The sequence below is a fragment of the Vibrio sp. M60_M70 genome (assembly GCF_037162085.1).
Classification (GTDB): Bacteria; Pseudomonadota; Gammaproteobacteria; order Enterobacterales; family Vibrionaceae; genus Vibrio; species Vibrio diabolicus.
Window position 1 is genome coordinate 369613 of sequence record NZ_JARLUL010000002.1, and the last position, 23559, is coordinate 393171.

Annotated in this window: 21 protein-coding genes, 2 pseudogenes and 1 riboswitch; of the genes and pseudogenes, 10 read left to right on the forward strand and 13 right to left on the reverse strand. The window is 44.1% G+C overall.

All coding sequences use genetic code 11. The features are described 5' to 3' along the window. Positions 1-70: 70 nt before the first annotated feature. The 4 genes and pseudogenes from P4S59_RS17405 to P4S59_RS17420 all read left to right on the forward strand — a co-directional run bounded on the left by P4S59_RS17405 (position 71) and on the right by P4S59_RS17420 (position 2948). Positions 71-807: pseudogene (locus tag P4S59_RS17405) on the forward strand (nucleoside recognition domain-containing protein). Beyond that, positions 807-1274 (forward strand): YjiG family protein, encoded by a 468-nt coding sequence (locus tag P4S59_RS17410; protein WP_005458317.1) that lies wholly within the window; start codon positions 807-809, stop codon positions 1272-1274. Before P4S59_RS17405 ends, P4S59_RS17410 begins: the two are co-directional and overlap by 1 nt. A 9-nt stretch (positions 1275-1283) precedes the next feature. Next, a complete protein-coding gene (locus tag P4S59_RS17415; protein WP_337168762.1) occupies positions 1284-2408 on the forward strand; it encodes a M20 family metallopeptidase in 1125 nt (374 codons plus the stop codon). Positions 2409-2573: 165 nt separating this feature from the next. Further along, positions 2574-2948 (forward strand): YkvA family protein, encoded by a 375-nt coding sequence (locus tag P4S59_RS17420; RefSeq protein ID WP_074190348.1) that lies wholly within the window; start codon positions 2574-2576, stop codon positions 2946-2948. Between the two features lie 104 nt (positions 2949-3052). On the opposite strand, the gene P4S59_RS17425 is transcribed toward P4S59_RS17420, so the two are convergent. The 4 genes from P4S59_RS17425 to P4S59_RS17440 all read right to left on the reverse strand — a co-directional run bounded on the left by P4S59_RS17425 (position 3053) and on the right by P4S59_RS17440 (position 7984). After that, entirely contained in the window at positions 3053-4357 is a 1305-nt protein-coding gene (locus P4S59_RS17425) for a dicarboxylate/amino acid:cation symporter (RefSeq protein WP_005397791.1), read from the reverse strand. 402 nt (positions 4358-4759) lie between these two features. Continuing rightward, a complete protein-coding gene (locus tag P4S59_RS17430) occupies positions 4760-6025 on the reverse strand; it encodes a DUF1835 domain-containing protein (protein WP_114322748.1) in 1266 nt (421 codons plus the stop codon). 281 nt (positions 6026-6306) lie between these two features. Beyond that, on the reverse strand, positions 6307-7215 hold the full coding sequence (locus tag P4S59_RS17435) for a LysR family transcriptional regulator (protein WP_337168763.1): 909 nt from the start codon (positions 7213-7215) through the stop codon (positions 6307-6309). 7 nt (positions 7216-7222) lie between these two features. Beyond that, on the reverse strand, positions 7223-7984 hold the full coding sequence (locus tag P4S59_RS17440; protein ID WP_110176700.1) for an IS5 family transposase: 762 nt from the start codon (positions 7982-7984) through the stop codon (positions 7223-7225). 207 nt (positions 7985-8191) lie between these two features. On the opposite strand from P4S59_RS17440, the gene P4S59_RS17445 reads away from it, so the two are divergent. Together P4S59_RS17445 and P4S59_RS17450 are read left to right on the forward strand one after the other, a co-directional pair. Beyond that, positions 8192-8500, forward strand: coding sequence for a monooxygenase (locus P4S59_RS17445; RefSeq protein WP_042764473.1), 309 nt, complete (start codon positions 8192-8194; stop codon positions 8498-8500). A 7-nt stretch (positions 8501-8507) separates the two neighbouring features. Continuing rightward, entirely contained in the window at positions 8508-8879 is a 372-nt protein-coding gene (locus P4S59_RS17450) for a hypothetical protein (protein ID WP_337169195.1), read from the forward strand. 64 nt (positions 8880-8943) lie between these two features. Here the strand turns inward: P4S59_RS17450 and P4S59_RS17455 are convergent, their stop codons facing one another. From P4S59_RS17455 to nfsA, 4 genes and pseudogenes are all read right to left on the reverse strand, one after another. Continuing rightward, complete coding sequence (locus P4S59_RS17455; protein ID WP_024701002.1) at positions 8944-11103, reverse strand: polysaccharide biosynthesis tyrosine autokinase; 2160 nt, start codon at positions 11101-11103, stop codon at positions 8944-8946. Further along, entirely contained in the window at positions 11096-11572 is a 477-nt protein-coding gene (locus tag P4S59_RS17460; RefSeq protein ID WP_031830954.1) for a low molecular weight protein-tyrosine-phosphatase, read from the reverse strand. Before P4S59_RS17460 ends, P4S59_RS17455 begins: the two co-directional genes overlap by 8 nt. A gap of 72 nt (positions 11573-11644) precedes the next feature. Next, positions 11645-12767: pseudogene (locus P4S59_RS17465) on the reverse strand (polysaccharide export protein). Between the two features lie 418 nt (positions 12768-13185). Next, on the reverse strand, positions 13186-13908 hold the full coding sequence (gene nfsA / locus P4S59_RS17470) for an oxygen-insensitive NADPH nitroreductase (RefSeq protein ID WP_337168764.1): 723 nt from the start codon (positions 13906-13908) through the stop codon (positions 13186-13188). 195 nt (positions 13909-14103) lie between these two features. On the opposite strand from nfsA, the gene P4S59_RS17475 reads away from it, so the two are divergent. Together P4S59_RS17475 and P4S59_RS17480 are read left to right on the forward strand one after the other, a co-directional pair. Next, positions 14104-14745 carry a MarC family protein gene (locus P4S59_RS17475; protein WP_046875716.1) on the forward strand — a complete coding sequence of 214 codons (642 nt, stop codon included), beginning with the start codon at positions 14104-14106 and terminating at the stop codon, positions 14743-14745. A gap of 175 nt (positions 14746-14920) precedes the next feature. Continuing rightward, complete coding sequence (locus P4S59_RS17480; protein WP_048625429.1) at positions 14921-15793, forward strand: patatin-like phospholipase family protein; 873 nt, start codon at positions 14921-14923, stop codon at positions 15791-15793. 41 nt (positions 15794-15834) lie between these two features. Here P4S59_RS17480 and gbpA read toward each other — a convergent pair whose 3' ends face one another. The 3 genes from gbpA to P4S59_RS17495 all read right to left on the reverse strand — a co-directional run bounded on the left by gbpA (position 15835) and on the right by P4S59_RS17495 (position 19851). Next, entirely contained in the window at positions 15835-17310 is a 1476-nt protein-coding gene (gbpA, locus tag P4S59_RS17485; RefSeq protein WP_337168765.1) for an N-acetylglucosamine-binding protein GbpA, read from the reverse strand. A 105-nt stretch (positions 17311-17415) separates the two neighbouring features. Next, a riboswitch (cyclic di-GMP riboswitch) is annotated at positions 17416-17516 on the reverse strand. 272 nt (positions 17517-17788) lie between these two features. Further along, positions 17789-18289, reverse strand: coding sequence for a fasciclin domain-containing protein (locus P4S59_RS17490; RefSeq protein ID WP_145533874.1), 501 nt, complete (start codon positions 18287-18289; stop codon positions 17789-17791). Positions 18290-18369: 80 nt separating this feature from the next. Beyond that, a complete protein-coding gene (locus P4S59_RS17495; protein WP_337168766.1) occupies positions 18370-19851 on the reverse strand; it encodes a cryptochrome/deoxyribodipyrimidine photo-lyase family protein in 1482 nt (493 codons plus the stop codon). Positions 19852-19959: 108 nt separating this feature from the next. On the opposite strand from P4S59_RS17495, the gene P4S59_RS17500 reads away from it, so the two are divergent. Then, on the forward strand, positions 19960-20265 hold the full coding sequence (locus tag P4S59_RS17500) for a DUF6482 family protein (protein WP_006740792.1): 306 nt from the start codon (positions 19960-19962) through the stop codon (positions 20263-20265). 70 nt (positions 20266-20335) lie between these two features. Here the strand turns inward: P4S59_RS17500 and trhO are convergent, their stop codons facing one another. Further along, complete coding sequence (gene trhO / locus P4S59_RS17505) at positions 20336-21316, reverse strand: oxygen-dependent tRNA uridine(34) hydroxylase TrhO (protein WP_258643734.1); 981 nt, start codon at positions 21314-21316, stop codon at positions 20336-20338. A gap of 323 nt (positions 21317-21639) precedes the next feature. Between trhO and P4S59_RS17510 the strand changes: the two genes are divergently transcribed. After that, on the forward strand, positions 21640-22131 hold the full coding sequence (locus P4S59_RS17510; RefSeq protein ID WP_048625423.1) for a GNAT family N-acetyltransferase: 492 nt from the start codon (positions 21640-21642) through the stop codon (positions 22129-22131). A 58-nt stretch (positions 22132-22189) separates the two neighbouring features. On the opposite strand, the gene P4S59_RS17515 is transcribed toward P4S59_RS17510, so the two are convergent. Continuing rightward, entirely contained in the window at positions 22190-23485 is a 1296-nt protein-coding gene (locus tag P4S59_RS17515) for an alpha/beta fold hydrolase (RefSeq protein WP_337168767.1), read from the reverse strand. Positions 23486-23559: the final 74 nt, after the last annotated feature.

Here is a 23559-nt window from a genome sequence, read left to right on the forward strand (position 1 = left end):
TTTTGATCATCTCTCTAGCACATTATTCGAGTGAACATATGTGTCCTGTCCCACATGTGTAGGTAATGTTATGAAAAATCCTGTTCAAACCGAGCGCAAGGTTACGCTGGGGTGCTACGTTGCACTGGCGTTTGCGGTCGTCTTCTTTTCTGGTCTCATGCAATCGAACGAATGGTATGGCGTATTTGATTTCACCACGTTGAATGGCTCTTTCGGCAAGGTGGCTTATGGTGTCACCGAAACGGCTGACGGTGTGCAAGTTGCAACAACGTCGCTTCGTGGTACTGGTGGTAGCGGTGCACGTGACGGTTTCATTTTTGCACTTACTTTGATTCCTACCGTTATGTTTGCACTGGGTATGATCAATGTACTTGAGCACTATGGTGCGCTTGAAGCAGCTCGTAAGCTTCTTACTCCTCTTCTACGTCCTCTAATGGGCATCCCAGGTAACTCTGGTTTGGCTCTTATCGCTTCGCTGCAAAGTACCGATGCAGGTGCGGCGATGACTCGTCAGCTTAAAGATGAAGGCCATCTTACCAAACGCGAAACCGATGTGTTCACTATGTTCCAGTTCACCGCTGGTGCCACCATTGTTAACTTTTTTCCTCAGGGGCGGTGCTGTTTACGCTGACGATGGCGGATGGTTCGCTTGCCGTAACGTCTTCTATTGGTTTGGCGGTTGTGGTGATGTTCTTGTTTAAAATTGTGGGCGCGAACTTATTCCGTATCTACCTAAACATCACAGAAGGTAAAGAAGACAAGCAAGATCAAAACAAATCTGAGAACTTAAAAGAGGAGACGGCGTAATGAGTGACGTAAAAGTAAGTAAGCCGATGGTGACAGATATTTTCGTTGAAGGCGCTAAAAAAGGCTGGGTTATTGCGACAACATCAACTGTGCCTAACGTTCTTATGGCGTTTGTCATCATTAAAGCGTTGCAGATTACTGGCGCGTTGGATTTGATGGGCTCGGTATTTTCTCCAGTAATGGCAGTTTTTGGTTTGCCAGGTGAAGCGGCTGCGGTGCTGATTGGTGCTTGGATGTCGATGGGCGGCGCAGTTGGCGTGGTTATCACATTGTTTGACCAAGGCATCTTGAACGGAACGCACATTGCGATTCTTGCGCCTGCAATTTACCTAATGGGCTCACAGGTTCAGTACATGGGTCGAATTATGGGACCTATCGGTACTGAAGGTCGTTATATCCCAATCATGATTGCGATTTCCGTATTGAACGCATTTGGCGCAATGCTAGTCATGAACTTGTTTGTTTAGGGGGCAATCATGCAGTTTTCTCTCAATGAATATCTCGAAGAACTTCGTCCTCTCATTAATGTCGATTGTGGTACGTACACCACTGATGGCATTGAGTTCATCGCTTCTCAATTTGAAGAGAAGTACCAAGCGATGTCAGGTTGGAGCGTAAAACGCATCGACTGTGGCAGAGCGGGTATCGGTCTTGAAGTTCGAAACAAGCCTGAGGCTGAGCAAGTTGACGTGATGCTGATTGGTCACATGGATACAGTGTTCCCTGTCGGCACCGCAGAGTTACGTCCTATGTCTCAAGACGCTGAAAAAGCGTACGGTCCGGGTGTCTCGGACATGAAATCTGGCTTGCTGAATATTGTGTACGCGATGCGTAACCTCGACCAAGCGGTGTTGGATAAACTGTCGATTTGTATCTGCATGAACCCAGACGAAGAAACCGGATCGTTAGATTCGGTCGACTGGATTCAATCTGTTGCAAAAAATGCGAAGAACGTATTGGTGGCAGAAGCAGCACGTGCAGACGGCGGTTTAGTCAAAGCGCGCAAAGGCATGGCGCGTTACAAAATTACGTTTAACGGCGTGGCGGCGCACGCTGGCAACGAGCCAGAAAATGGCCGCAGTGCAATTACCGAGATGGCGAACTGGATTCTAGCAATCAATGCTATGACGAACTTCGAATCTGGCACCACATTAAACGTGGGTATTGTGTCTGGCGGTAACGGCGCAAACATCGTCCCTGAGCACGCTGAAGCGATCGTGGATGTGCGTTTCTGGAGTAATGAAGAATACGATGATGTCGATAGCAAGCTAAACGGCATGCTGGAAACACCATTTGTTGATGGCGTTAGCATCGAGTTGGTTCGTGAAGCTTACAAACCTTCTATGGTGCCAAGCGCGCAAACTGAAAGTCTGATGGCATTAGTTGAAGAAGCAGCAAGTGAACTGGCTATCGATATCAACTGGAAAGAAGTGGGTGGCGGCTCTGATGCAAACAATACGGCAATTCTTGGCGTTCCAACTTTGGATGGTATAGGACCTATCGGTGCAGGTTTCCACAGTGACCAAGAGTACTTGTTGCTTGAGTCTATCGAACCACGTATCAAAATGCTGATGCGTGTACTGGAGAAGATAGCTCAGTAGCGAACTCGACAACTTAGTTCCCAACATCACGATCCCCAGACTTCGGTTTGGGGATTTTTCTATCTGTGTTTTTGTTTCACTTTACTATCATTTCTTGTTATTAATCTTGCGTTCAGGTTCGATTTATTAATATGTTGGCCACAGTCATAAATTTCGGAGGCAACGATGAGCACAACAATGTCTGTAAAGTCGGCGCCGAAAGACGCCAAAGATCAAACGATGCAAGCGCCAGATGAGAAAACATTCTGGCGCAAAATGAAAGGGTCGGTTAAGAAAGCGGGTGAAGAAATTGCCGTTATGGGCATAAAATCATGGCTCGCGATGACAGATTCCAACACCGCCGTTCGCCATAAGGCGATTTTAGGTGGCGCATTAGCTTACTTCGTATTACCCACCGATATGGTGCCAGATGTGTTAGCAGGCGTCGGCTTTACCGATGACATGGCAGCGCTTACCTTAGCCGCTAACTCAGTCGGCAATGCCATTACTGAAGAACACGAAGAACGAGCCAGAGAAAAATTGAATTCGATGGCGGATTAGAAAGAGCGTTTCTAGACGCGGAGAAAACAAAAGCCCCGATGTTTCCATCGGGGCTTTCTTTTAGACAGGACTATATAATTTCAGAATGGTAATCGTAGAACGATTTAGGCGTCAGCACGTTTCAGGTGCACTTCTTCTTCGGCTACGCCTGCCATTGGATCGTTGAAGCGAGCTTCATCCAATGCGCCTTCTGATTTTGCGACAATGACGGTTACTGCACTGTCACCAGTGATGTTTACCGCGGTACGAATCATATCAAGAAGACGGTCAACACCCATGATGAGCGCGATACCTTCAAGAGGCAGACCAACTTGATTCAATACCATGGCTAGCATTACAAGACCAACACCAGGGACACCCGCAGTACCGATAGATGCCAATGTAGCTGTCATGATTACCATGAGGTAATCGCCCATAGTTAAATCAATATTGAAGGCTTGAGCAATAAAGGCGGTTGCTACACCTTGCATGATCGCCGTACCGTCCATGTTCACGGTTGCACCAAGTGGTACTGTGAACGATGATACGCGGTTCTCAACCCCCATACGGTGCTTAGCCGTTTCCATTGTCACTGGAATCGTCGCGTTTGATGATGCGGTCGAGAAAGCAAACATGATCGCGTCTTCCATCTTACGTAGGAACGTAATTGGATTTAGACCAGTGAAACCTTTTAACATTAAGCTGTAAGTGACTAGGCCGTGCAGGACAAGCGTACCCGCCAGTACTAAGAAGTACTCTGCCAAATTGACGATTGCGCCCAGACCAAGACCAGTAAATAGCTTCGCCATTAAGAAGAACACACCATAAGGCGCCAAGTTCATCAAAATCGCAACCAGTTTCATGATTACTTCATTCAGATCAGAGAAGAACGCTGCAATACGTTCACCAGGTTTGCCTGCTGCGCTGATCGCGATACCAAATAGCACTGCGAACACAATAACTTGCAGGGTTTTACCTTCAGCCATCGCACTGATAGGGTTGGTTGGGAACATATCGATGATCACCTGACCCAAAGATGGTGCTTCTGCTGATTTGAATGAACTTGCTGCGGTTAGGTCAGCGCCAGCACCTGGCTGGAACAGAGTACCCATAGTTAGAGCAAGCGTAATCGCGATAGCCGTTGTTGTAACGTAGAAAGCGAGGGTTTTACCACCCATGCGACCCAGTGTAGAAAGGTCTTTGAGGGAGCTAGTACCACAAACTAGTGAAACAAACACTAGAGGGACTACGAGCATTTTTAAGCTGGCGACGAAGATCTGTCCACCAACTTCAAATAATCCATTAACAATGTATGCGTCGACAAATCCGTTGCCGGCAAAAAGTGTGCGAATTGCAAATCCTGTCAAGATACCCGCTACCATACCCAAAATTACGCGGCTGGTTAGCGACATCGGTTTCTTGGTATTCATGAGAACACTCCTTATAGTTATGCACCTTGAGTTCACTTCAAAGCGGCGAGCAGAGTAGCAGTGGAGTGAGAAAATACGAAAGAATAATCCTCTAAATGGTTAATAGATGTGAACTTTATCACTAATAAAAATAGAGTTTTAACCAAATCTTAACTATTTGACTGGTCGAAAAGTTTGTATTTTAACACTTTTATCGAACATACAACCGATAAGAAGGAGTGTTTACATTTATTTTTGGTAGTAAATGGAGTGCATATTACCTTTAAGGAGTGTTGCTCTTGCATAACTATCTAGATTTTATTCAGGCTAGAAGCCGTCTCTTTTTGATTGTTTTTGTATTGGGCTGAACACAAGGGGCTAACGAGCCGTCTATGCCCCTGCTTATGTTATTTATCCGCTGAATTAATGAAGGTTGGTCAATGTAGATAATTGGAGGTGATCCCAACTCCAATAATTCTGATTGGTATTGCTAATACCCCCAACCCAATAGCATTGCTTCGCTAGCATGAAGCCTTCCAAACAATGCTGACCAGCCTCAGTGATATGGACGCTCTGTTCCCACCAGTCCCTTTCACGTGACTCAATCGTGATTAAAGGCGTTTGACATTGTGCTAGAGGGAGGAGTAAGGCGTAAAACATCACATCGCCCAGGTAAGGTAGAGGTTCACGTTGTTGATATTGCTCAAACCAATCTTTGATGAGAATTGAACGATTTTGAGAACTTAGGACCTCTAATGCAATCTGCTGAGTCAAGCTTAATCCTGTTTGTGAATGAGGTAACTCTTGCATATGGCGTATTAGCACGTTGAGCATATTGGGTAAGCAATCTAGATCATGCTGCTCGATCAAATTAACCATAGAGATGGGTGTCGGTGATGTGACAGCGTGCCAGGAATGTTTAGCCTGACTGAATAATTTGGCTGTCACGGGTTTACGGTATTGCCAACAAGCGCGAATAGCCTCTTTAGGCAACTGCCCCAAACCGATGAATCGCTCAGTGCCAGGGAACTGGTTCAACTCAATGATCTCTATCACCTTGTTTTCTACATTCTCTAACAAGGTTAGGGCACGAAGCAGCATTAATTGGTCATAGCTGTCATGTTCGACCCAAAAGACGATTCGTTCAAATGTATCACTGAGCAGCGTATCAATATTAGCTTGCTCAAATTTGACAATATCTTGCACTGAATCTTCACGCTTCATCACGGGCAGCAGAGTCTCTACGACATATTGGGCACGAATGGCAAGGAAGTTTTGTGGTGTTGCTGGTATGGGGCCAATACAAAGCGGATCTATTAGGGCTAAAAATGTTCCCTCGAATCCGCTGTCTTTAAGCCGTTGCTGAATATCATGCCCACAGCGGACATGGAGCGTTTTTAGCTCGCTATCAAGAGGAGGGAAGTGATTTTTGATGGCGTCTTTGTGAGCTTCTAACTCTTCGACATGCGCTTTTAATTTACTCCAACTTGGTAAACCTAATTCTCTGGCTAGCGAATGTTGAACGTCAGCTAATTGAATTGTATTGGGAGCTAATGATTCTGGTTTGGAGTGAAATCGCTTAACTCGATCCAACATCTCATCATCGTGTTGACGTATAGCTTTGAGCCTTTTTTTAGCAACGGATTTTTGTTGGTTAATGTTGATTAAGAAGCTATTTGTAGAGTTCATTTTTCACCTTTCTTATCTCTTCCACACTCGCCTAAATAGAAGCTAAAAAGAAGGTAAAAACAGATTGTTCCTGCTATACAGAGCAGGGTGGAAGAGTTGCCGTGAACCAAGTTCTTTCCGCGAGTGTTGGGGGCTTTAGGCGTGAGCAGACTGATATTAGGTGGTCGCTATCCTCCGTGCAACCTTTTGTGAGAGTGTAGCGTCACAAAATGGCCGTTTCTCTATATTTAGGTAGAATCAATAGGCGATAACACTAGCGATTCAACTCAATACCACTGTAGCTAGGCTCGAGTTTCTACACTTTTGAGTAAAGTACGATAAAGCGCTTGAGTCGCAGGACCGCTTTTGGCTCCTTTGGGCAAAGTGAGGTGCAGCGCAACCTGATATTGATGGGAGTGTTCGATCTCCAATACTTTAATTTTATCGCTCTTGCGGCCTGCGACTAAGTGCGCTGGTAGCCGACAAAATCCAGCGCCTTGCTCTACGGCGTGAAAAGCGTGGTCGAAGTTATCGACGGTAATACGCTGACGTGCGCGTAACCAACCCACATCTCTTTTCGTTTTGTCTGAATCGCCTAAGTCACGGATGACAATTTGGCTGGTGGTTGCAAAATCGTCGATGGAAACATGCGGCTTTTTAGCGAGTGGATGGTGTGCTGCGATTACAGGCAGCATGGTTGTTACGCCAAATGCTTCGGCAGGGTAGTTGGTTATCGGTAAGTTGATGATTGCGATGTCAGCGAGCTCATTTACGACCATTTCGGTTGTTTTGCTCAGTGACGTTTCAACCACTTGAACGGAGGTCGTGTTGTTGTCTTCCAAAAATTGACTGAGTGGTGCATAAAGCCAACAAGGGTCACAAAGATGATCTACTGCGACCGTGATTTGAGATTCCACACCACTTTTTAACTGCTCGCTGATGACTTCCAGTTCCCGCGCTTGTTCAAGCATGGATTGTGCACGACGCAGTATGGTTTTACCGTGCTCAGTCAAACCTGCTTTGCGCCCTCGTACTTCGATAAGTTGAATACCAAGTTGGTCTTCTAGCTTCCTCACCGAGTAGATCAATGTGGTATGGCTCTTGTTGAGCAGCAAAGCTGCGGATTGAATGCTGCCTTCTTGATCAATCGCTTGTAGCGTTTGCCATTGTTCTAAGGTCGTTTTTAGGGCGTGTTGATCTTTGCTGTACATTTCGTGATCAACAATACATCGGTAGCCACATTAACATGAATGCCAGCGATAACATGCTGGCATAATTCCTTTCTAGCTTGTCATATCTACTTGAAATAGCTCGATAATGCTTAATTCTCCCAAAGGCATTTTCGACCAAGTGACGATACTTATATAGACACCAATCCATGCTGTCTTTGTCTATATCTTGTCCGTAATTGCGTTTAGCAATTACCGTTTCTCCGCCACGTTCCTTAACAAAAGTACGGAAAGGTTCGCTGTCATATCCTTTATCACAAACGATGGTATTAACTTCATCGAGTTGCTCAACTAAGCTTTCGGCATGTACTATATCGTGGCGTTGTCCTTCTGATAAATCAAAGCAAATCGGCAGGCCGCCACTATCCACGGCTAAGTGAATTTTGGTTGAGTTGCCCCCGCGACTTTTTCCTATTTGCTCTGAGCTTTCAGTCGCTGCACCTGTACTATGCTGATGCGCTCGAACTATAGAGCCATCAAGAAAGACCCATTCAAAATCAGCCATACTAGATAAGCTTTTGAAAAGTTTATCTAAAACCCCTTTCTTTGACCAAAGATTAAATCGTCTGTAAACGCTACTCCACTCTCCGAACTCAGAGGGGAGATCTCGCCAAGGAACACCTGTTCTCATTCGATAAAGTATTCCTTCAAATGTCATTCGATGTTCAGTTTTATCGTAAATACGACCTGTACTTTTCATAACTTGGAGTAGCAGTTCCCAGCGAATATCAGTTAGCATTGTTCTTGGCATGGTATTGGTTATAGTTTTACTTTTGGCGAAGCAAATTATAACTCTTTACCATGCTGTTCAAAAAACACTCACGAAAGATCAACACGCCCTAGTCTCATGAGTCAATTTTTTAGACAGTTAATGGCAAAATTATGAACTTTTTTGTCAGTTTTATAAAGGTAATAATCTTGTCATCAAAAGCGAGTCAGTAAGAAGAGGAGACTCAAGATGGCGAAATTATTGCAAGTTGATTTTGAATTTCATGGTCCGTTTGGTGAAGAGATGTCGAATGCTTTGGTCGACTTAGCTAAGTCGATTAACCAAGAGCCGGGCATGATTTGGAAAATTTGGACGGAAAGCGAAAAAGACAAACTCGGTGGTGGTATCTATCTTTTTGAAGATGAAGCCACGGCGCAAGCTTATCTCGAAATGCATGCCGCACGCTTACGAAAAATGGGCGTAGTCGAAGTACGAGGTCAAATCTTCGATATCAATGTGCCGTTAACGACGATCAATCAAGGGCCTACTGGAGGATAAGGAGATGATGACCAACCGCACTTTTCTAACCGTTCATGGTGTCATATATACGGTATTCGCTTTTGCGTTGTTTTTTGTACCAACCATGATGTGGCCGATGTATGCCGTACAAATTAACAACCAATACGCGCTGTTTTTATCGCAACATACGTCGATCTTTTTAGGTGGAATCGCTGCGGTGAGTTTGATGTTACGTGATGTGGAATCTGGTAAGACTGCGAAACAGCTGTTTAAAGCATTATTGATTACTAATGGGTTAGGGGCAGTGATTACTACCTATGCCGGCATTACAGGAGTATTTGTCGGTTTTGGTTGGAGTGACCCAATATTCTTTGTCTCGCTCAGTTTGTTGACGTACAAGCAATCAAGAGTGCAATAGAAAAAGCCCTGCTGTTTCTAGCAGGGCTTTGTCATATTTGGTCAAATTAGCGATCTAGATTAACTCATGATTCGCTTTTGTACGCGTAGTTGTAGTAGCCGTATCCATAGCCGTATGAGTTAGATGCTTTTTTCTCAACCGCATTGAGAATCACACCTTTAACTTCTACACCTGATTGCTCGAAGCGACCACGTGCTACCTCAATTTCTTTCAATGTCGTTTGGTCGAAGCGAGCTACCATCAACGTGGTGCCAGCAAGTGCACCAACGATGCTTGGATCCGTTACTGCAAGTACAGGCGGTGTATCGATGATGACTAGATCGTATTCTTTTGATACTTGTTCTACAAATTCAACAAATCGTGGATGCATCAAAAGCTCTGATGGATTTGGTGGTACTTGACCACGAGTAACCACATCCAAGTTTTCAACTTGACTTGGCTTGATTGCGGTTGCTCGATCAATTTTTCCACTTAGTAAGTCAGATAACCCTTGCTCTGCTGTGAGGCCAAAACATTGCTGTAAATAACCTTTTCGCATGTCAGCATCCACCAAAAGGACTTTTTGACCCGTTTTAGCCGCAACAGCAGCAAAGTTGGTTGATACGAACGTCTTACCAATGGAAGGAGCTGGGCCTGAAATCATTAATACATTGTTTTTGGCTTCCAACATTGCGAAGTGTAAGCTGGTTCGAAGTCCACGTAGTGCTTCAATTGAAAGATCTGCTGGATTGGCATTTGCTAAAAGAAGTAAGTCTTTGTTGTTTTTACGTTTTAGCTTGTTCGCAACTTCCAATTGTTGTGCCGATTTTGGAACACTTGCATATACAGATATTCCAGTTTGCTCAATTACATCAGGAGAAGTCACTCCACGATGAAACGCGGTTTTTACCAGAACAAATGCGACAGCTACCATGCCTCCTAGAAGAGTAGCCAAAACTACAATCAAAGGTTTTTTCGGCTTAATAGGAACGGCGTAAGATTGTGCATTGTCAATAATACGTACATTACCTACGGTGCCAGCTTTTATGATATTTAGCTCTTGAACTTTATTCAAAAGTTGGATGTAGATTTGCTGGTTTACTTCGACATCACGAGTCATACGCAAGACTTCGCGCTGTGTTTTTGGCAGTTTTTGAACTTGTTTGTTAAGACGCTCTTTCTCTTGCAGTAAGGTCTGACGTTTGTCCAACAGTGATTTATAAGCTGGGTGGTCTTGGGTGAATTTTTGACTGATTTCACTTTCTTTAAATGTTAGCTCATTAAGTTGGGCTTCAAGTGCCACCATCACTTTTAGAGTAGATTGTGCTTCGAGATTTAAATCGATAGATTCGTTTTCTTGTCTAAAACTGTTCAATGTATCTTCTGAAATAGTTAGCTTGTCCTTAATCTCGGGTAAATGACCTTTAAGGAAGTTGAGGCTCTGCTCAGCTTCAGCTGAGTTTCTTCTAACATTCTGCAAAAAATAGTTTTGAACAACATCATTTAAAACAAGCTGATTGTGGTCTGGGTATTCACCTTCAATACTTAGAGATACAATACCTGTTTGGCTACCTCTCTCTGAAATAGAAAGTTGTGAGGCTAACTTGTTGATAGCATCTAACTTGCTTATTTTACTTATTGTAAAAGTATCTTCATTTTGAGCATTGAGCTGGTTCACTTTTACACGGTAGCCATTCATCTCAATTAGTTGACCAACTGAACCAGAAAGTACCATTTGGTCTTCAAGCATCAAGCTGAATTGACCTTTCTCGATGTCTGTAGCAATCAGTTTATGAGATAATCCTCTAGCCGTTCGAGGTACTTCAAACGTGGTCAAAGAAATGTAGTTTTGAGTACCGTTGATTCGTGCTAGACCTTTACCAACAAAAGGTAAGTAATCAGGAGTGGCAATGGTTGTTAAGTTAAACTTATCAACGGTATCGCCAAGAATCATTCTCGATTTAATTATTTCAATTTCTGTAGTTGCAGATGATTCGGCAGAAAAGAGTTCTCCCATGTCACCGACCATCGCCGAGATACCACCTGAACTCTTCTTTTCGATTTGTATTAACGCGTCGGCTTTGTAAATCGGAGTTGATAGCAACGCGACCGCGATACCTAATGTTGCAAAAAAGAGTGTAATGCTGATGATAAACCATTTCGCGTCTATCAATATGCCGAAGAGCTTGCCTAGGTCGATCTCATCATCAGCAAGAGCAGATGATTGTATTGTTTGGTTAGCCATTATTTTTTATTTCGCCAAGTGATCTGAATTTATATTTTTTTGCCCATGCATGAGCAGCATTTTCAATCAGAGATAATGCATGCTCAAAGGCTTCTCTACTCTGTCTGTATGGATCTGGAATATCCACGGAACCTATCCAGTGACCAAATAACATTGCTTTACCTCTAGCCTCCGGTACCAGCTCCGTCAAAGCATCGATATGACCTTGTTCCATCACCAATATTAGGTCTTGCTTTGCGCACAACTGAGCGGTTAGCTGCTGTGCTTTGTGGTCTAGCAGGTAGATACCACGTTCTGACGCGACAAGTCTGGCGGTTTCATCTGCTGGTTTTCCGGTTAGGCGACTTTTTTCTACGGCAATACCCGCCGAAGAAATCTGTTTATCTGGGAGTAGTTGCTGTAGTAACCGCTCTCCTGTGGGGGAGCGACAAATATTACCTACACACACGACAAGAATGTTCGAAAACATGTTTTGCTCCTTCTTATAGACAACGTTTGAATGACTTGTTTGTGTTCAAACAAGTCATTCAGAATGCTTTTTCTATGGCCAAGTCCTGACTCGAAGGACGCCTTCTGTAAGTTCATTGAAGCCTGAGATGGTAGGTACTAGCTGTGCAATAACGCGATTCCAACGACTGATAGGCGCCGCAGTGACATAAACAATGTCATACGGTTTGAGAGCAAATTCAGTACCAATAACGAGCGCTGCCGCATCGGAGACATCAAGTTGATATATGTCGCCCAGTGAACCAGCGTCTTGTGACCTCCTAATCACGAATACACCTGTCGCATCCGCTGATATTTGGTTAATACCGCCAACGTTGCTCAGAGCTTCCGTAAGGCTCATGCCAGCGCGATCTATTTTCAGTAGTTTAGGGTCGTTAACTTCACCCATAACGAAAACCTTTTGTGAATCATTTCTTGGCACATGGATGATATCACCTGGTTGGAGTAGCCTATTTTCAGTGAGGTCGCCTTCTTGCATCAGCGCATAAAGAGATATGTTTTCAACTATGCCGTTTCTTGTCAGTGTTACATTTTTCCAGTCGGCGTTTTCGGCTAATCCACCTGCACGGTTAATTGCATCTAACAAGGTGAGTGGGATATTGGTGATTGGTTGTTGTCCCGGATTATTTACCTCACCAGTTATGTAGGATTTTTTCGAACGAAAAGCGGCGACGCTGACATCCACTTGAGGACTTTCTATGTACTTTGCTAATCGGCGAGAAATATCTGCACGAATTTGACGAACGTTTTTACCCGCAACTTCAACAATACCTATATATGGATAGAAGATAGTACCATCAGCATGTACCCAGTTACCCGCTTCAGCGGAGCTGCGATAAGAACCAGCAGGAATAGTTAGTTCTGGGTGATCCCAAATAGTAATGTTTAGTATATCTCCAGGGCCAACCTCATACTCATAAGCGCTAAGTTGGCGATCTGAGATCAGGGTTGGATTTGGCTTCTATCTCCAAACTTTTAAGTTGAGATACTTTATCAAGTGTAAGTGGAAAAACATTGAAATCAGAAGTGCGACTAACATTGCTGTCTTCGACGAAGTTTTTTCCATCTGTGGAAAGGTGACTACCGGGTACAGTACATCCAGAAAGAAGTACTGAGGAGAGCACTAAACTAGCTAGCTTTTTATGTTTGAAATTCATGTTTTTTCATTCATCTGACGTAAAGAGCGAGTTGCTGGTAGCAACATTCTTTTCCAGAAAAGACTTCACAACATAACCTTATAAGCACCACTTTCTTCTATTTATAAAGTGCTCAATAAGAGATTGATTGCATCTGGAGGCATGAACTCTAATGAATTTCAATGATTAGAGCAATAGACAGTAATGCAGCAAGTGTCCAGATAAATATCGTATTTTTATGTTTTCACTTACAAGATTTCATATTGCGGATAAAAAACTTGTTCAATTAGCTCAAATTTTGTTTATTAGCTCTATATGTAGTGTTTTCTTTCTAAAATACAACCAAGAAAATCTACCGACTAATTACCTCGTTGTATTAAATAGGATTATCAACAATGTGACTCATGTCTCGTTTTTGTTTTGTTGTCTTTCGACATGGTCACTTCTTCGCTAACCCCTTCCCATTCAAATACGGAAGGATGTGCGGACGTGATTCGCCAGCTAGTTTACTGGTGACTTCTTGTGACCAAGTGCTTTGTTTTTGATTGCTCGAACGGTTTGCATAGTAGTTTTGCATGGTTTGGTCATAAGCCTGAATATCATCCAAATTTAGGTCTTGATACTGATTCTCATGCACCACGACATGAGCAGGTAGACGTGGCTTAACTTCAGGGGCTTGATCTGGATGACCAAGACACATACCAAATAAAATGGCTGTATTTTTAGGTAAGCCTAGTAACTCGTCGACTTTTTGAGCATTGTTTCGTAAGCCACCAATATACACGCCTCCTAGTCCCATAGACTCTGCCGCAAGTAAGCAGTTTTGGGCCATGATGCCAGAATCAACAGCACCGATAAGTGTTAACTCGGTGAAATCAGCTTGAACATCAGGATTGATAGTGGCGTGGCGCTGGTAATCAATGCAAAACACCAAAAACTCAGCAGCGCTTTCAACGTACCCTTGATTCCCCGCAAATTGTGCCAATAGCGTACGCTTTTCTTTATCAGTCACGCGGATAATTGAGACGACTTGCAACATACTTGATGAAGACGCCGCAAGGCCAGCTTGTAGAATCGTTTCTAATTGTTCGCTTTCAATAGGTTGTGAGGTGAACTTTCGAATTGAGCGGTGATTGAGAATTGTTTGTATCGTACTGTTCATGGTGACTTAACATCCCCTGTTACATGTAAAGGCTGAAGCCTCACCTTAGCGATATTTGATGAGTCGGTAAACTATCTCAAAAGAAAAACAATGCTTAGCGCATAAGTGTGAAGATGAATAGAGAATACATCACTCGTTCTGCTTGAGAGCGTATATACTGTTTTTAGAATCAACAATTTAACTGCAGTGGAAAATATGAAAGAACTCATCGTTCATACAGTCACGGTGTTTATGGGCTTCTTTGCGATCATGAACCCCATCGCCAATATTCCTATCTTTTTGAGTTTAACGGCTGATGAGGATAGGGAAACCGTACGTTCCATGGCGCTTCGTTCGGTTTTTATTGCATTTGTCATCATTGCGATATTTTCGATCGCCGGTAAATTAATTTTTGATTTGTTTGGTATCACGCTGTACGCCTTGCGAATAACGGGCGGTATCTTGGTGTTTTTGATCGGTTTTAATATGCTTCAAGGTGATTCGACGCATCAGAAAACTAAAGAGAAAGCGTATTCTCCAGCGCAGCAGCAGGCGGCGTTGAGCATTGCCGTTTCTCCACTTGCAATGCCGATATTAGCAGGGCCTGGAACGATTGCTACCGCGATGAACTTTGCTACGGCGGGTGGTTTTGATCAAACCATTATTACCATCGTTTCTTTTGCTGTGTTGTGTGTTATTACCTATATACTGTTTTTATTTGGAGACAAATTGGTCAAAGCAGTTGGACCGAGTGCTCTGAACGTCGTGACGAAAATGATGGGCTTAATCCTAGCGGTTATTGGTACTCAAATGTTTATTGATGGCGCGGGCGAAGCCTATAAAACTGTTTTCTCATAGGCGTCTCCATCTCGTCTAAATCCACACCTACATTTCTAGCTGGTGTGGATTTTTTGAACTTTAGTTTTCACTTTCTAAGAAATAAATAGACTTCACCTATTTCAATAATAAGAATATTCAATTGTTTTGATTGCACGAATTTCATTACTCTTTTGGCAAGAATAATGGGGGAAATATGGCAACAAAAGCAATTGTAGTGGAAGGTGGCGCGATGCGAGGTGTCTTCGCAAGCGGAGTGCTAGATGCGTTTTTAGAGCAAAGTTATAAACCGTTTGACTTTGCCATCGGTGTATCTGCTGGCGCATCAAACTTGATTGGTTATTTGACCGACTATCCGCATCGCAGCATTAATGTCATTACTAAGCTGGCAACGAGTAAACGCTTTTTTGATCCGACTCGATTCGTTAAAGGTGGGGACCTCATTGATGTGAAGTGGCTGTTTGAAGAGTCTAATCGTTTGTATCCCGTCGATGAAAATAAACTGTTTAATGGCATTCCTTTTCTGGCAGCGACGACGAATGTAGATACAGGACAGGCAGATTATTATCGCGTGACGCGTGATAATTTTCACCATGCGATTGAAGCGACAACAGCGTTACCCATTGCATACAAGCATACCCCTTGCTTTTCTGGAGGCTGCTATACCGATGGCGGGGTGGCAGATTCCATCCCGGTGCGTGAGGCTTATCGTCGCGGAGCTCGAGACATAACCGTTGTGCTTTCTCACCCGCTAAATTATGCCAAGAAGCCAGTAAAAACCACATGGCTGATGAAGAAGTTATTTGCCGAACATCCTAAAATGGCGGACGCGATGTTAAGACGTGCAGATAACTACAATCAATCGTTGGAATTTATTCGTAACCCTCCACCGGGAACGCATGTCAGAGTGATTGCACCACCAGATAATTTTCCTGTTCAGCGCTTATCAATGCGACAAAACGTTCTATTGGAAGGTTATGAAATGGGGCTGATTGAAGGGCGGGCTCATTTGGCTAATTTGTCAGGTGTTCATGGTTTAGATCGGGAAAACTGCCATTTTTGCGTTTGATAATGAAAGAGCCTCATAGCGAGGCTCTTTTTACTTAACGTTCAAAGGGCGATTTGGTTGACTTTATCCCAAGCCATTTCCCAGTGTGAACCTGTTCCTGGTTCGTATTGGTTTGCGCTTTCTTTCCACTGTACACAGTAACCAGAGTATGGGAAGGGTTTACATTGGTAAATGGCACCGTCGCTTGCAAGCACTTTTGTGCCCGCCGTGTAGCTAGATAGCCCTTCAGGGAAGACAAAATCGTACTCGCCAGATGGTGGTGGCGTTACTGACTCTTCTTTTAAGTGAAAGTCGAGCGTTTGCTGATCCACCAAGTTACCATCTTTGTCTTTAATACGAGTCACGAGCATATGGTGACCAGGCTCTGATTTGCTTAAAGCGAGCGATACAGCCTCCACCGAGCCGTCTTTCATTTCGTCTGCCCAGCTTGCAAGTGGCTCACGGTGGTGATTGTACACGGTGAGTTCTGCGTTTAAATTGCCTTCAGCAGTGAGTGTCAGCTCCAACGTTGTCGGTGTTGACTCAATGATATACTCGTCTGTTAAGCCATCTACTGTGAGTGAGTACTCTGGAGCGGGAGTTTCTATCTTGTAGCCGATTTCTACACGCTCAAGACCGCTATTAGCTTGCAGGTACACCGGGTTAGTACCATAAACAGGAGTGAATTTATCCTCGGCATACTGTCCAGCTTGCAGTTTAGTTTGCTCTTGGTTGATCTTCGTTGCTAGAGCGTAAGACCAGTTTTTCGCTTTGCCCATGACTGCATCGGTAATTTCTAGCTCGGTTCGATAAGCTATGTTTTCACCCGCCTGATCAAATACGCGTGTATAAACCGAATCTCCAACATTAAAATCCATCGTCGGAATAATTTGACCGCCTTGCGTCCAATCTGGAATGACTGGACTGTCACCATCAAATTTCACATCGATCACGTTATAAAATGAAGCCGCTGTGTCACCAACATCCCATACCGCCAGAATGACGTGATACCCCTCTCGCGTAGGCACATTACATTGATGGCTCACCTGTTTTGGAGGTTGAACCATATTGCCGTCGACTACACAGAAAGGAGTCAGATCAAACGAGTCGCGTGATAGTGAGGCATTTGGGTTCCAATCAGGTTTGGTGATGTAATATTTCCAGTCACGCGTCACATGGTTAGCGGTAAATGTCCATTCAAAAGTCTGTGTACCTGATTGAATAGGACGTTTAACCCAGCGGTCGGCAGTTTGTTCATCAAGAGCGGCAGCTAGAGCGGTTTCGGCACTTGCTATTTTTCCATCGCGAGGCCCTGTTTGTGGAAAACCATCAGGACCTTCAACACTTTGTGGCTCGTATTGAATGGCACCGCAGTTATTATTTTTTTCGTTAGTATCAGGTGTTGGATACTTACATAGTGCCGCGCGACTTGCAGCGACACCATCATTGGTTTCTGATACGTAGCCGTGAGCCGCAGCACTTGAGCTAATGCTTGCAAGTGCTAATGCAAGTACGGATTTGGTTGGGAAGGATTTCATCACATGTCCTCTGTTATGGCTGACAAATTAATGTCACACCTCGGCGCATGCTGAGCATGAAGCAACGCTGCATGAATCCATACTTTGGATAATGTAGTGTTGCAACATGGCAACCCCGCTATCATGAGCATTACTTTTGATGATGGAATGCTGACAGACCGGAAGCTTTGCGTCCCACCCTTTCGAGTGGTTTGCCGAAATGTGATTGAGCAGCCAAAATTTAGCTCAAGAATTTACATGTGGAAAAGTAAACGACACTGACATGGAATCATGTTCTCAAATTGAAAGGTAACGGTACGCCAACCTCATTGATATTGTGCTGTTTTGTTTCTAAGGTATTGGTTTTCATGTTGTTTTTGTCTTTTCTATAGCTGGAGTGAATGAGTGATTGGTTGTTGGGTCGAAGGTGGGAAGGGGCAGGATTAAGGATAGAAGAAGCACCGTTTAAAGGGCGGAATATACCGCCCTCTGAATCATTTTATTTAGGCATAATGACGGTATCAATAACATGAATGATGCCGTTTTTAGCTTTCACATCGGTTGCCATTACATTTGCATCGTTGACCATGACTTTATCACCCATGGTTTTAATCATCACGTCTTGCCCCTGAACCGTAGTCGCTTTGTCCAGCTTAACAACATCGGCAGCCATTACTTTCCCTGGGACGACGTGATAAGTCAAAATGGATACTAACTTGTCTTTGTTTTCCGGCATTAAGAGCATATCGATTGTACCGTCAGGCAGTTTTGCAAAAGCGTCATCCGTTGGTGCAAAAACAGTAAATGGGCCTTCTCCTTTGAGTGTATCGACTAGATCAGCCGCTTTCACTGCAGCGACAAGTGTATTGAAAGAGCCGTTTTCAGTGGCAACGTCGACAATATCAGCCTTCATCATGCCATGCTCATGAGCCTTGACGGGAAGCATAAAAGATAAAGTCGCCATCAATGTAGCCGTGATAACCAAGATACGTTTAAACATAATGTGTTCCTTACGAGTTGAGGGTACAACGGTTTCCCTAGAGAATGTCTTTGTTTGTACGCATCTAAATGAAGAGATGATCAACGAGCCCTGCTTTCTTTCGATGGTCTCACGTGTCGCGTTAAAATTCGTTTGCCTTCTTGTTTTACATCGGCCCGTTTGCGCCATGCCCATAGACGCTCCCTTGCGTCTTTAGCTGCGCTATTTAGGTCGACAATAGGCGCTAGGTAACGGCTATCCGGTTTCAAGTGGTACATGACGGTTTCCATATGTGTCATTTTCCAGGGCTCGAACAATAGTGGGGTGGGGACCATTTGCAATTCAGGCACCCATTTATAGATGAACGCGCCATCAGGGTCATGTTCTTGGGCTTGCTTAACCGGGTTGTAAATCCGGATTGTATTGGTCCCAGTTACCCCGGCTTGCATTTGGAATTGTGGGTAATGAATACCAGGCTCAAAGTCGAGGAATAGTTGCGCTAAATGCGTCACGCCAGTTCGCCAATCCGTGTTCATGTGATGAGTGAGAAAACTAACCAGCATGGCACGCATGCGAAAGTTAATGTAACCAGTGTGGTGCAAACAGCGCATGCAGGCATCAATCAAAGGTACGCCAGTATGCCCGGATTTCCATGCTGCTAACTTTTCTTCATCGAAAGTGCTACTTTGTTTAATCAACGGTTCGTAAGCCCGGTTAACACAGTAAAACTCCATGTCGTATTCCGACTCGAATTTCTGCATAAAGTGACAGTGCCAATGCAGCCGTGAAGACAACGCAATTAAGCTGCGACGAAACCCAGCAACTTGCCAGTGTTTCAATAGGTACTGATAAACTTCACGCAAGGATATATTACCCCAAGCGAGATATGGAGAAAGGCGAGTACAGGCTGTACGTGAGGCTGTGGGACTAGAAATGCTTCGATAGTAATCACGACCTCGACGATTGAAAAAGTCCTCCAGTGTTTTCCAAGCGAGTTGGCTTCCTCCCGTTTGCATTCCTTTGCATTTTGATAGCCAGGATGAAGGTGGCGAAAACGCGCAGCCGAGAGATTCTGCATCCAATGAATGCAACAAGTTGGTCTGCAGCTCAAGAGGGCTTATGGAGGCTCTCATGACCAAATCCCAATGTTTGTCCCAACCCTGCCGGTCTTTTGCTCCTCTAATAACAGCACCGTGCTCGAACTCAAACCAAGTGATGTTCTGCTCATGCAGCCAGTCGGCAATTTGCTTATCGCGCTCAAAGGTGCAGTTGAGCCCTATTTCCTGATGAGAAAACACAGCGTTGATTTGATATTGCATTTGAATTGATTGAAAACATGCTAAGGCATCGCCAAACAGAACCGTGATGCGGTGTCCATAGGCTTTGAGCGTTTCATTCATGTCTTGCAATGATTGCCAAACAAATCGCCAGTGACGCTCAGAATAGTGAGGGTTGTTTAACAGCAACGGTTCAACAATATATAAAAGTACCGTTGGGTGCTTTGACGACAATGCTTGTGTTAAGGGCTGGTGGTCAGTTAGTCTTAAATCTCGTTTTAACCACACGACATTGATTGTTTGCATCGGAATCCTCTTTGTTTCCGATGTTGTACGCAAATGACCCGAAGAGATCTCACCTAATGATCGGTTTTGTTCATTAAAACGTAGAGGTTGCTTACAAGGAGGTGAGACATGTCGATACCACTGAGTAAGTTAGAAAAGTTCTTCTACGTAGATAAATTGATCATTCACTCGCTTGATCTCGCATTGTATCAAGCATCTGTCGTAGTTGATGGAAAAGCGCAATTCATCACTGACGACAACGGTATCTTTTTGAGGGCTCATTCCCTTATCGAGATGCAAAAGAAGTGCAAGAATATCAAAGCAAATAAGCAGGTTTTAGTACATCAAAGTGCTTATGATGAGATGGTGGGGCTACCCGAAGGCAAAAGAGACAATCAACTAGAGGTTTTGGTGAGAGATACAAAATTGTATTGAAAGAGTGTTGGTGCATAGTAAAAGCGAGCCACCTTACGGCAGCTCGCTTAAAATAGAATTAGAGTCGAGCTTAGTCTTGTTTACGCTGAGCTTCTTTTTGTGCGTACTTAGCGGCACGTCGAGCTTCTCTTTGTTTGGCACTTTCGCCACCAACATGCTGCTCGCCTCGTTGTTCTGCAAGAACAATTTGTTTTTCACGTTCGCGGAATCGAGCAATTTGCTCTTCTGAGTGCGTGCCGTGACATTTCGGGCAGCTCACGCCTTGCTCGAACAAATCAGACTGTTTGTCTTGTTCTGTGATCGGTAGGCGACAAGCGTTACATAAGTCGTAATCTGCTTTTTCTAGCTGGTGGTTTACTGCAACACGGCCATCAAAAACGTAGCAGTCACCTTCCCACATGCTCTCTTCTTGAGGAACTTCTTCAAGATATTTAAGAATGCCGCCTTCTAGATGGTAGACCTCATCAAAGCCCTGTTCTTTCATGTAAGCGGTAGATTTCTCACAGCGGATGCCACCGGTACAGAACATCGCGACTTTCTTGTGTTTTGCCGGATCCATGTTTTCTTTTACATAGTCTGGGAATTCACGAAAGGTTTCAGTATTTGGGTTTACAGCGCCTTTGAATGTGCCGATCTCGATTTCGTAATCATTACGTGTATCGACAACAAACACTTCAGGATCAGCAATAAGATCGTTCCACTCTTGAGGTTTCACGTAAGTACCCACTACGTGGCGAGGGTCGATGCCTTCGACACCCAATGTTACGATCTCTTTTTTCAATTTTACTTTGGTGCGATTGAATGGCTGGGTCTCAGAATACGACTCTTTGTATACGGTGCCTGTCAAACGAGGCTCGTTGTTTAGCCACTCCAGTAGCGTATCAATACCTGCACGATCAGAGGCAACAGTGCCGTTGATGCCCTCACTTGCCAGCAGTAATGTTCCGCGAATATGGTGTTTTTCCATCAACGCAAGTAATGGCTCGCGTAGTTCTTGATAGTTATTCAGCTCAACAAACTTGTACAGCGCACAAACTACATACTGACTCATGAGGTTTCCTTTAAAAATACAGGTGGTCAACGACCTTAAAATTTTAGCGGCACGAAGTATACCTGACTAAATTAGTCGGAAATACGGACAAATTATGCGGATATTATGGCTAGGCGGGATGTAGTGGTGTTTTGATGCGGCAAAGCGTCACGCGGGTAAAATCGCTATGTGTTCAAATTATAAGCATAAATTGTAGAGAACAAGGTAAGTTGAACTCGACACTTTTGGTTTAAATTTGTACTGTGATTCCTTCTTCGGCTCTTCATTAAAGTTGTGCGCAAGAGCTACAAAATAATAATCGGATCAGTTGGCAAGGAAAGGACATGCAGCAGTTTTATATCAGGCGGCTGAGGGAAGAAGATGCTCCCTTGCTCAAACAATTACTCGTTGAACTCGATACATCGCACTATGAAGCTGAACCGAACTTCTATCGTCCACCCAAGGAATTGGCACAACTAAGAGAATCATATTGCACCTTCGAAAAGTATTTTGATGGGAGCGTGAGCGCTTTTATTGCTTGTTCGCAAAGAAAAGTCGTCGGTTTTATCTCTGGTTCGGTTCGTAACGTTCAGTCGCTGATTTCACCAGAAAAACGCGTTGGTTTTATTAATGAGCTTATTGTTGCAGAGAACCATCGAAACTTAGGAATAGGTTTATCGCTGATGGATAAGATGGAAAGTGATTTGTGTGCTCAAGGAATAGAAGAAATCGGCTTAACCGTGGCGTCATTTAACCATGAAGGTGAGGATTTCTATCATAAAATGGGCTACCGGGTGATGACGAAACGTATGACCAAGCGCGTAAGAGATTCGTAAAAACAAGATGGTAGGAATGAAACGCCTCTTACCTCTAGAAGAGGCGTTTTTATAGTATTTATTTCAAATTAGCGGCGGTTTGATTCCCCATCGCAATTAACTTATCTAAAACGCGCTCACCGTCGGCACGTAAACCGTTGTGCTCGTACTCGTTAGTGATCCACGCTTTTGAGTTTGGGATTAACGCGAGCGTTTCTCGGCTGATATCCATTTCCACAAACATATCATCGGCGTAAACGGCGCAACTGACAGGCACTTTGTTTTGAGCCAGTTGTGTTTGATCGTACAGCGCAGCCCAATCTTCTTTCGCGGCCAATATTTCAGCGGCATCTTTTAGTGGCTTGAGGTTGAAGTATTGATCGAACATCCATGGGAAGACCATTTCCCCCGTAAAGTAAAATGGCTTGCCAGGTTTATAATTAAACTCTGGTCGGGTTTGGCGCACACGGTGAGCACTCCAATTTGACGCAAAGCCTTGGCAATAAATCGATTCATGCAAAATGGCGTAAATCGGGTTGGTTTGGAAGTTTTGCTGCGCCAACATATCGTTCAAGAACTCATAACGAAGTTGTTGTTTGCCGTTCACTTCAATCAATGCACTTTCTAGCCAATAGTAAGTTGGCAAGAAAGTATCACTCACACCAAAGTTGATGCCGATTTGTTGAAATTGTTCCACCGTGAAGCGTTGACCATTTGGTAGATATTCTTCATTTTCCAGCAAGTGATTCGCAATGTTTTGGCAAAGTTGTTGCGCACTTGGAAATTGTTGGAAGAACGCTTGGTTTTTCTCCATGGTGCGTTTGAAAGTGGCTTCATACACATCGTCGGCATGACGCGAGACTGATGGCACGCCACCCGTGATGTAGCTTTGCAGCAAGCTGTCTGGGAACAGAGACAAATAGGTGAGGGAGCAAAAACCACCAAAGCTTTGACCTAAGATCGCCCATTTTTCGACGCCAAATTGCTCACGAATGTACTCCGCGTCGCGCACGATGTTATCGGCTCGGAAGTGGCTTAAGTAGTCTGCTTGTTGCTCTGGCGTGAGGTGAGCCAGAGTCTGATGATTAACCATCGAACTATTGCCCGTACCGCGCTGGTCGAGAAGCAAAACTCGGTACTCTTGCAGCGCGCGTTTTACCCAGCCGTTATTGCCGTTTTGACGCGGAGAGGGAAAGCCTGGCCCGCCCTGAAAGTAAACCAACCAAGGTTTGGTCGATTCTTCATCGCCAACTAGGCAAACCGCACGAGCGAAGACGTCAATGGTGCCTTTACTCACGTTTTGGTAATCCAGAGGAACGGTAAAACTGTGGGGAGTGTAATGCAATCCTGCGTCGATAAATGATTGAGCGTTCATTGTTATCTTTATTTCCTTATTGATGGGTAGCGCTACTTTACTGCGAATGGCGTGAAGAACCAATGCTATTTCCA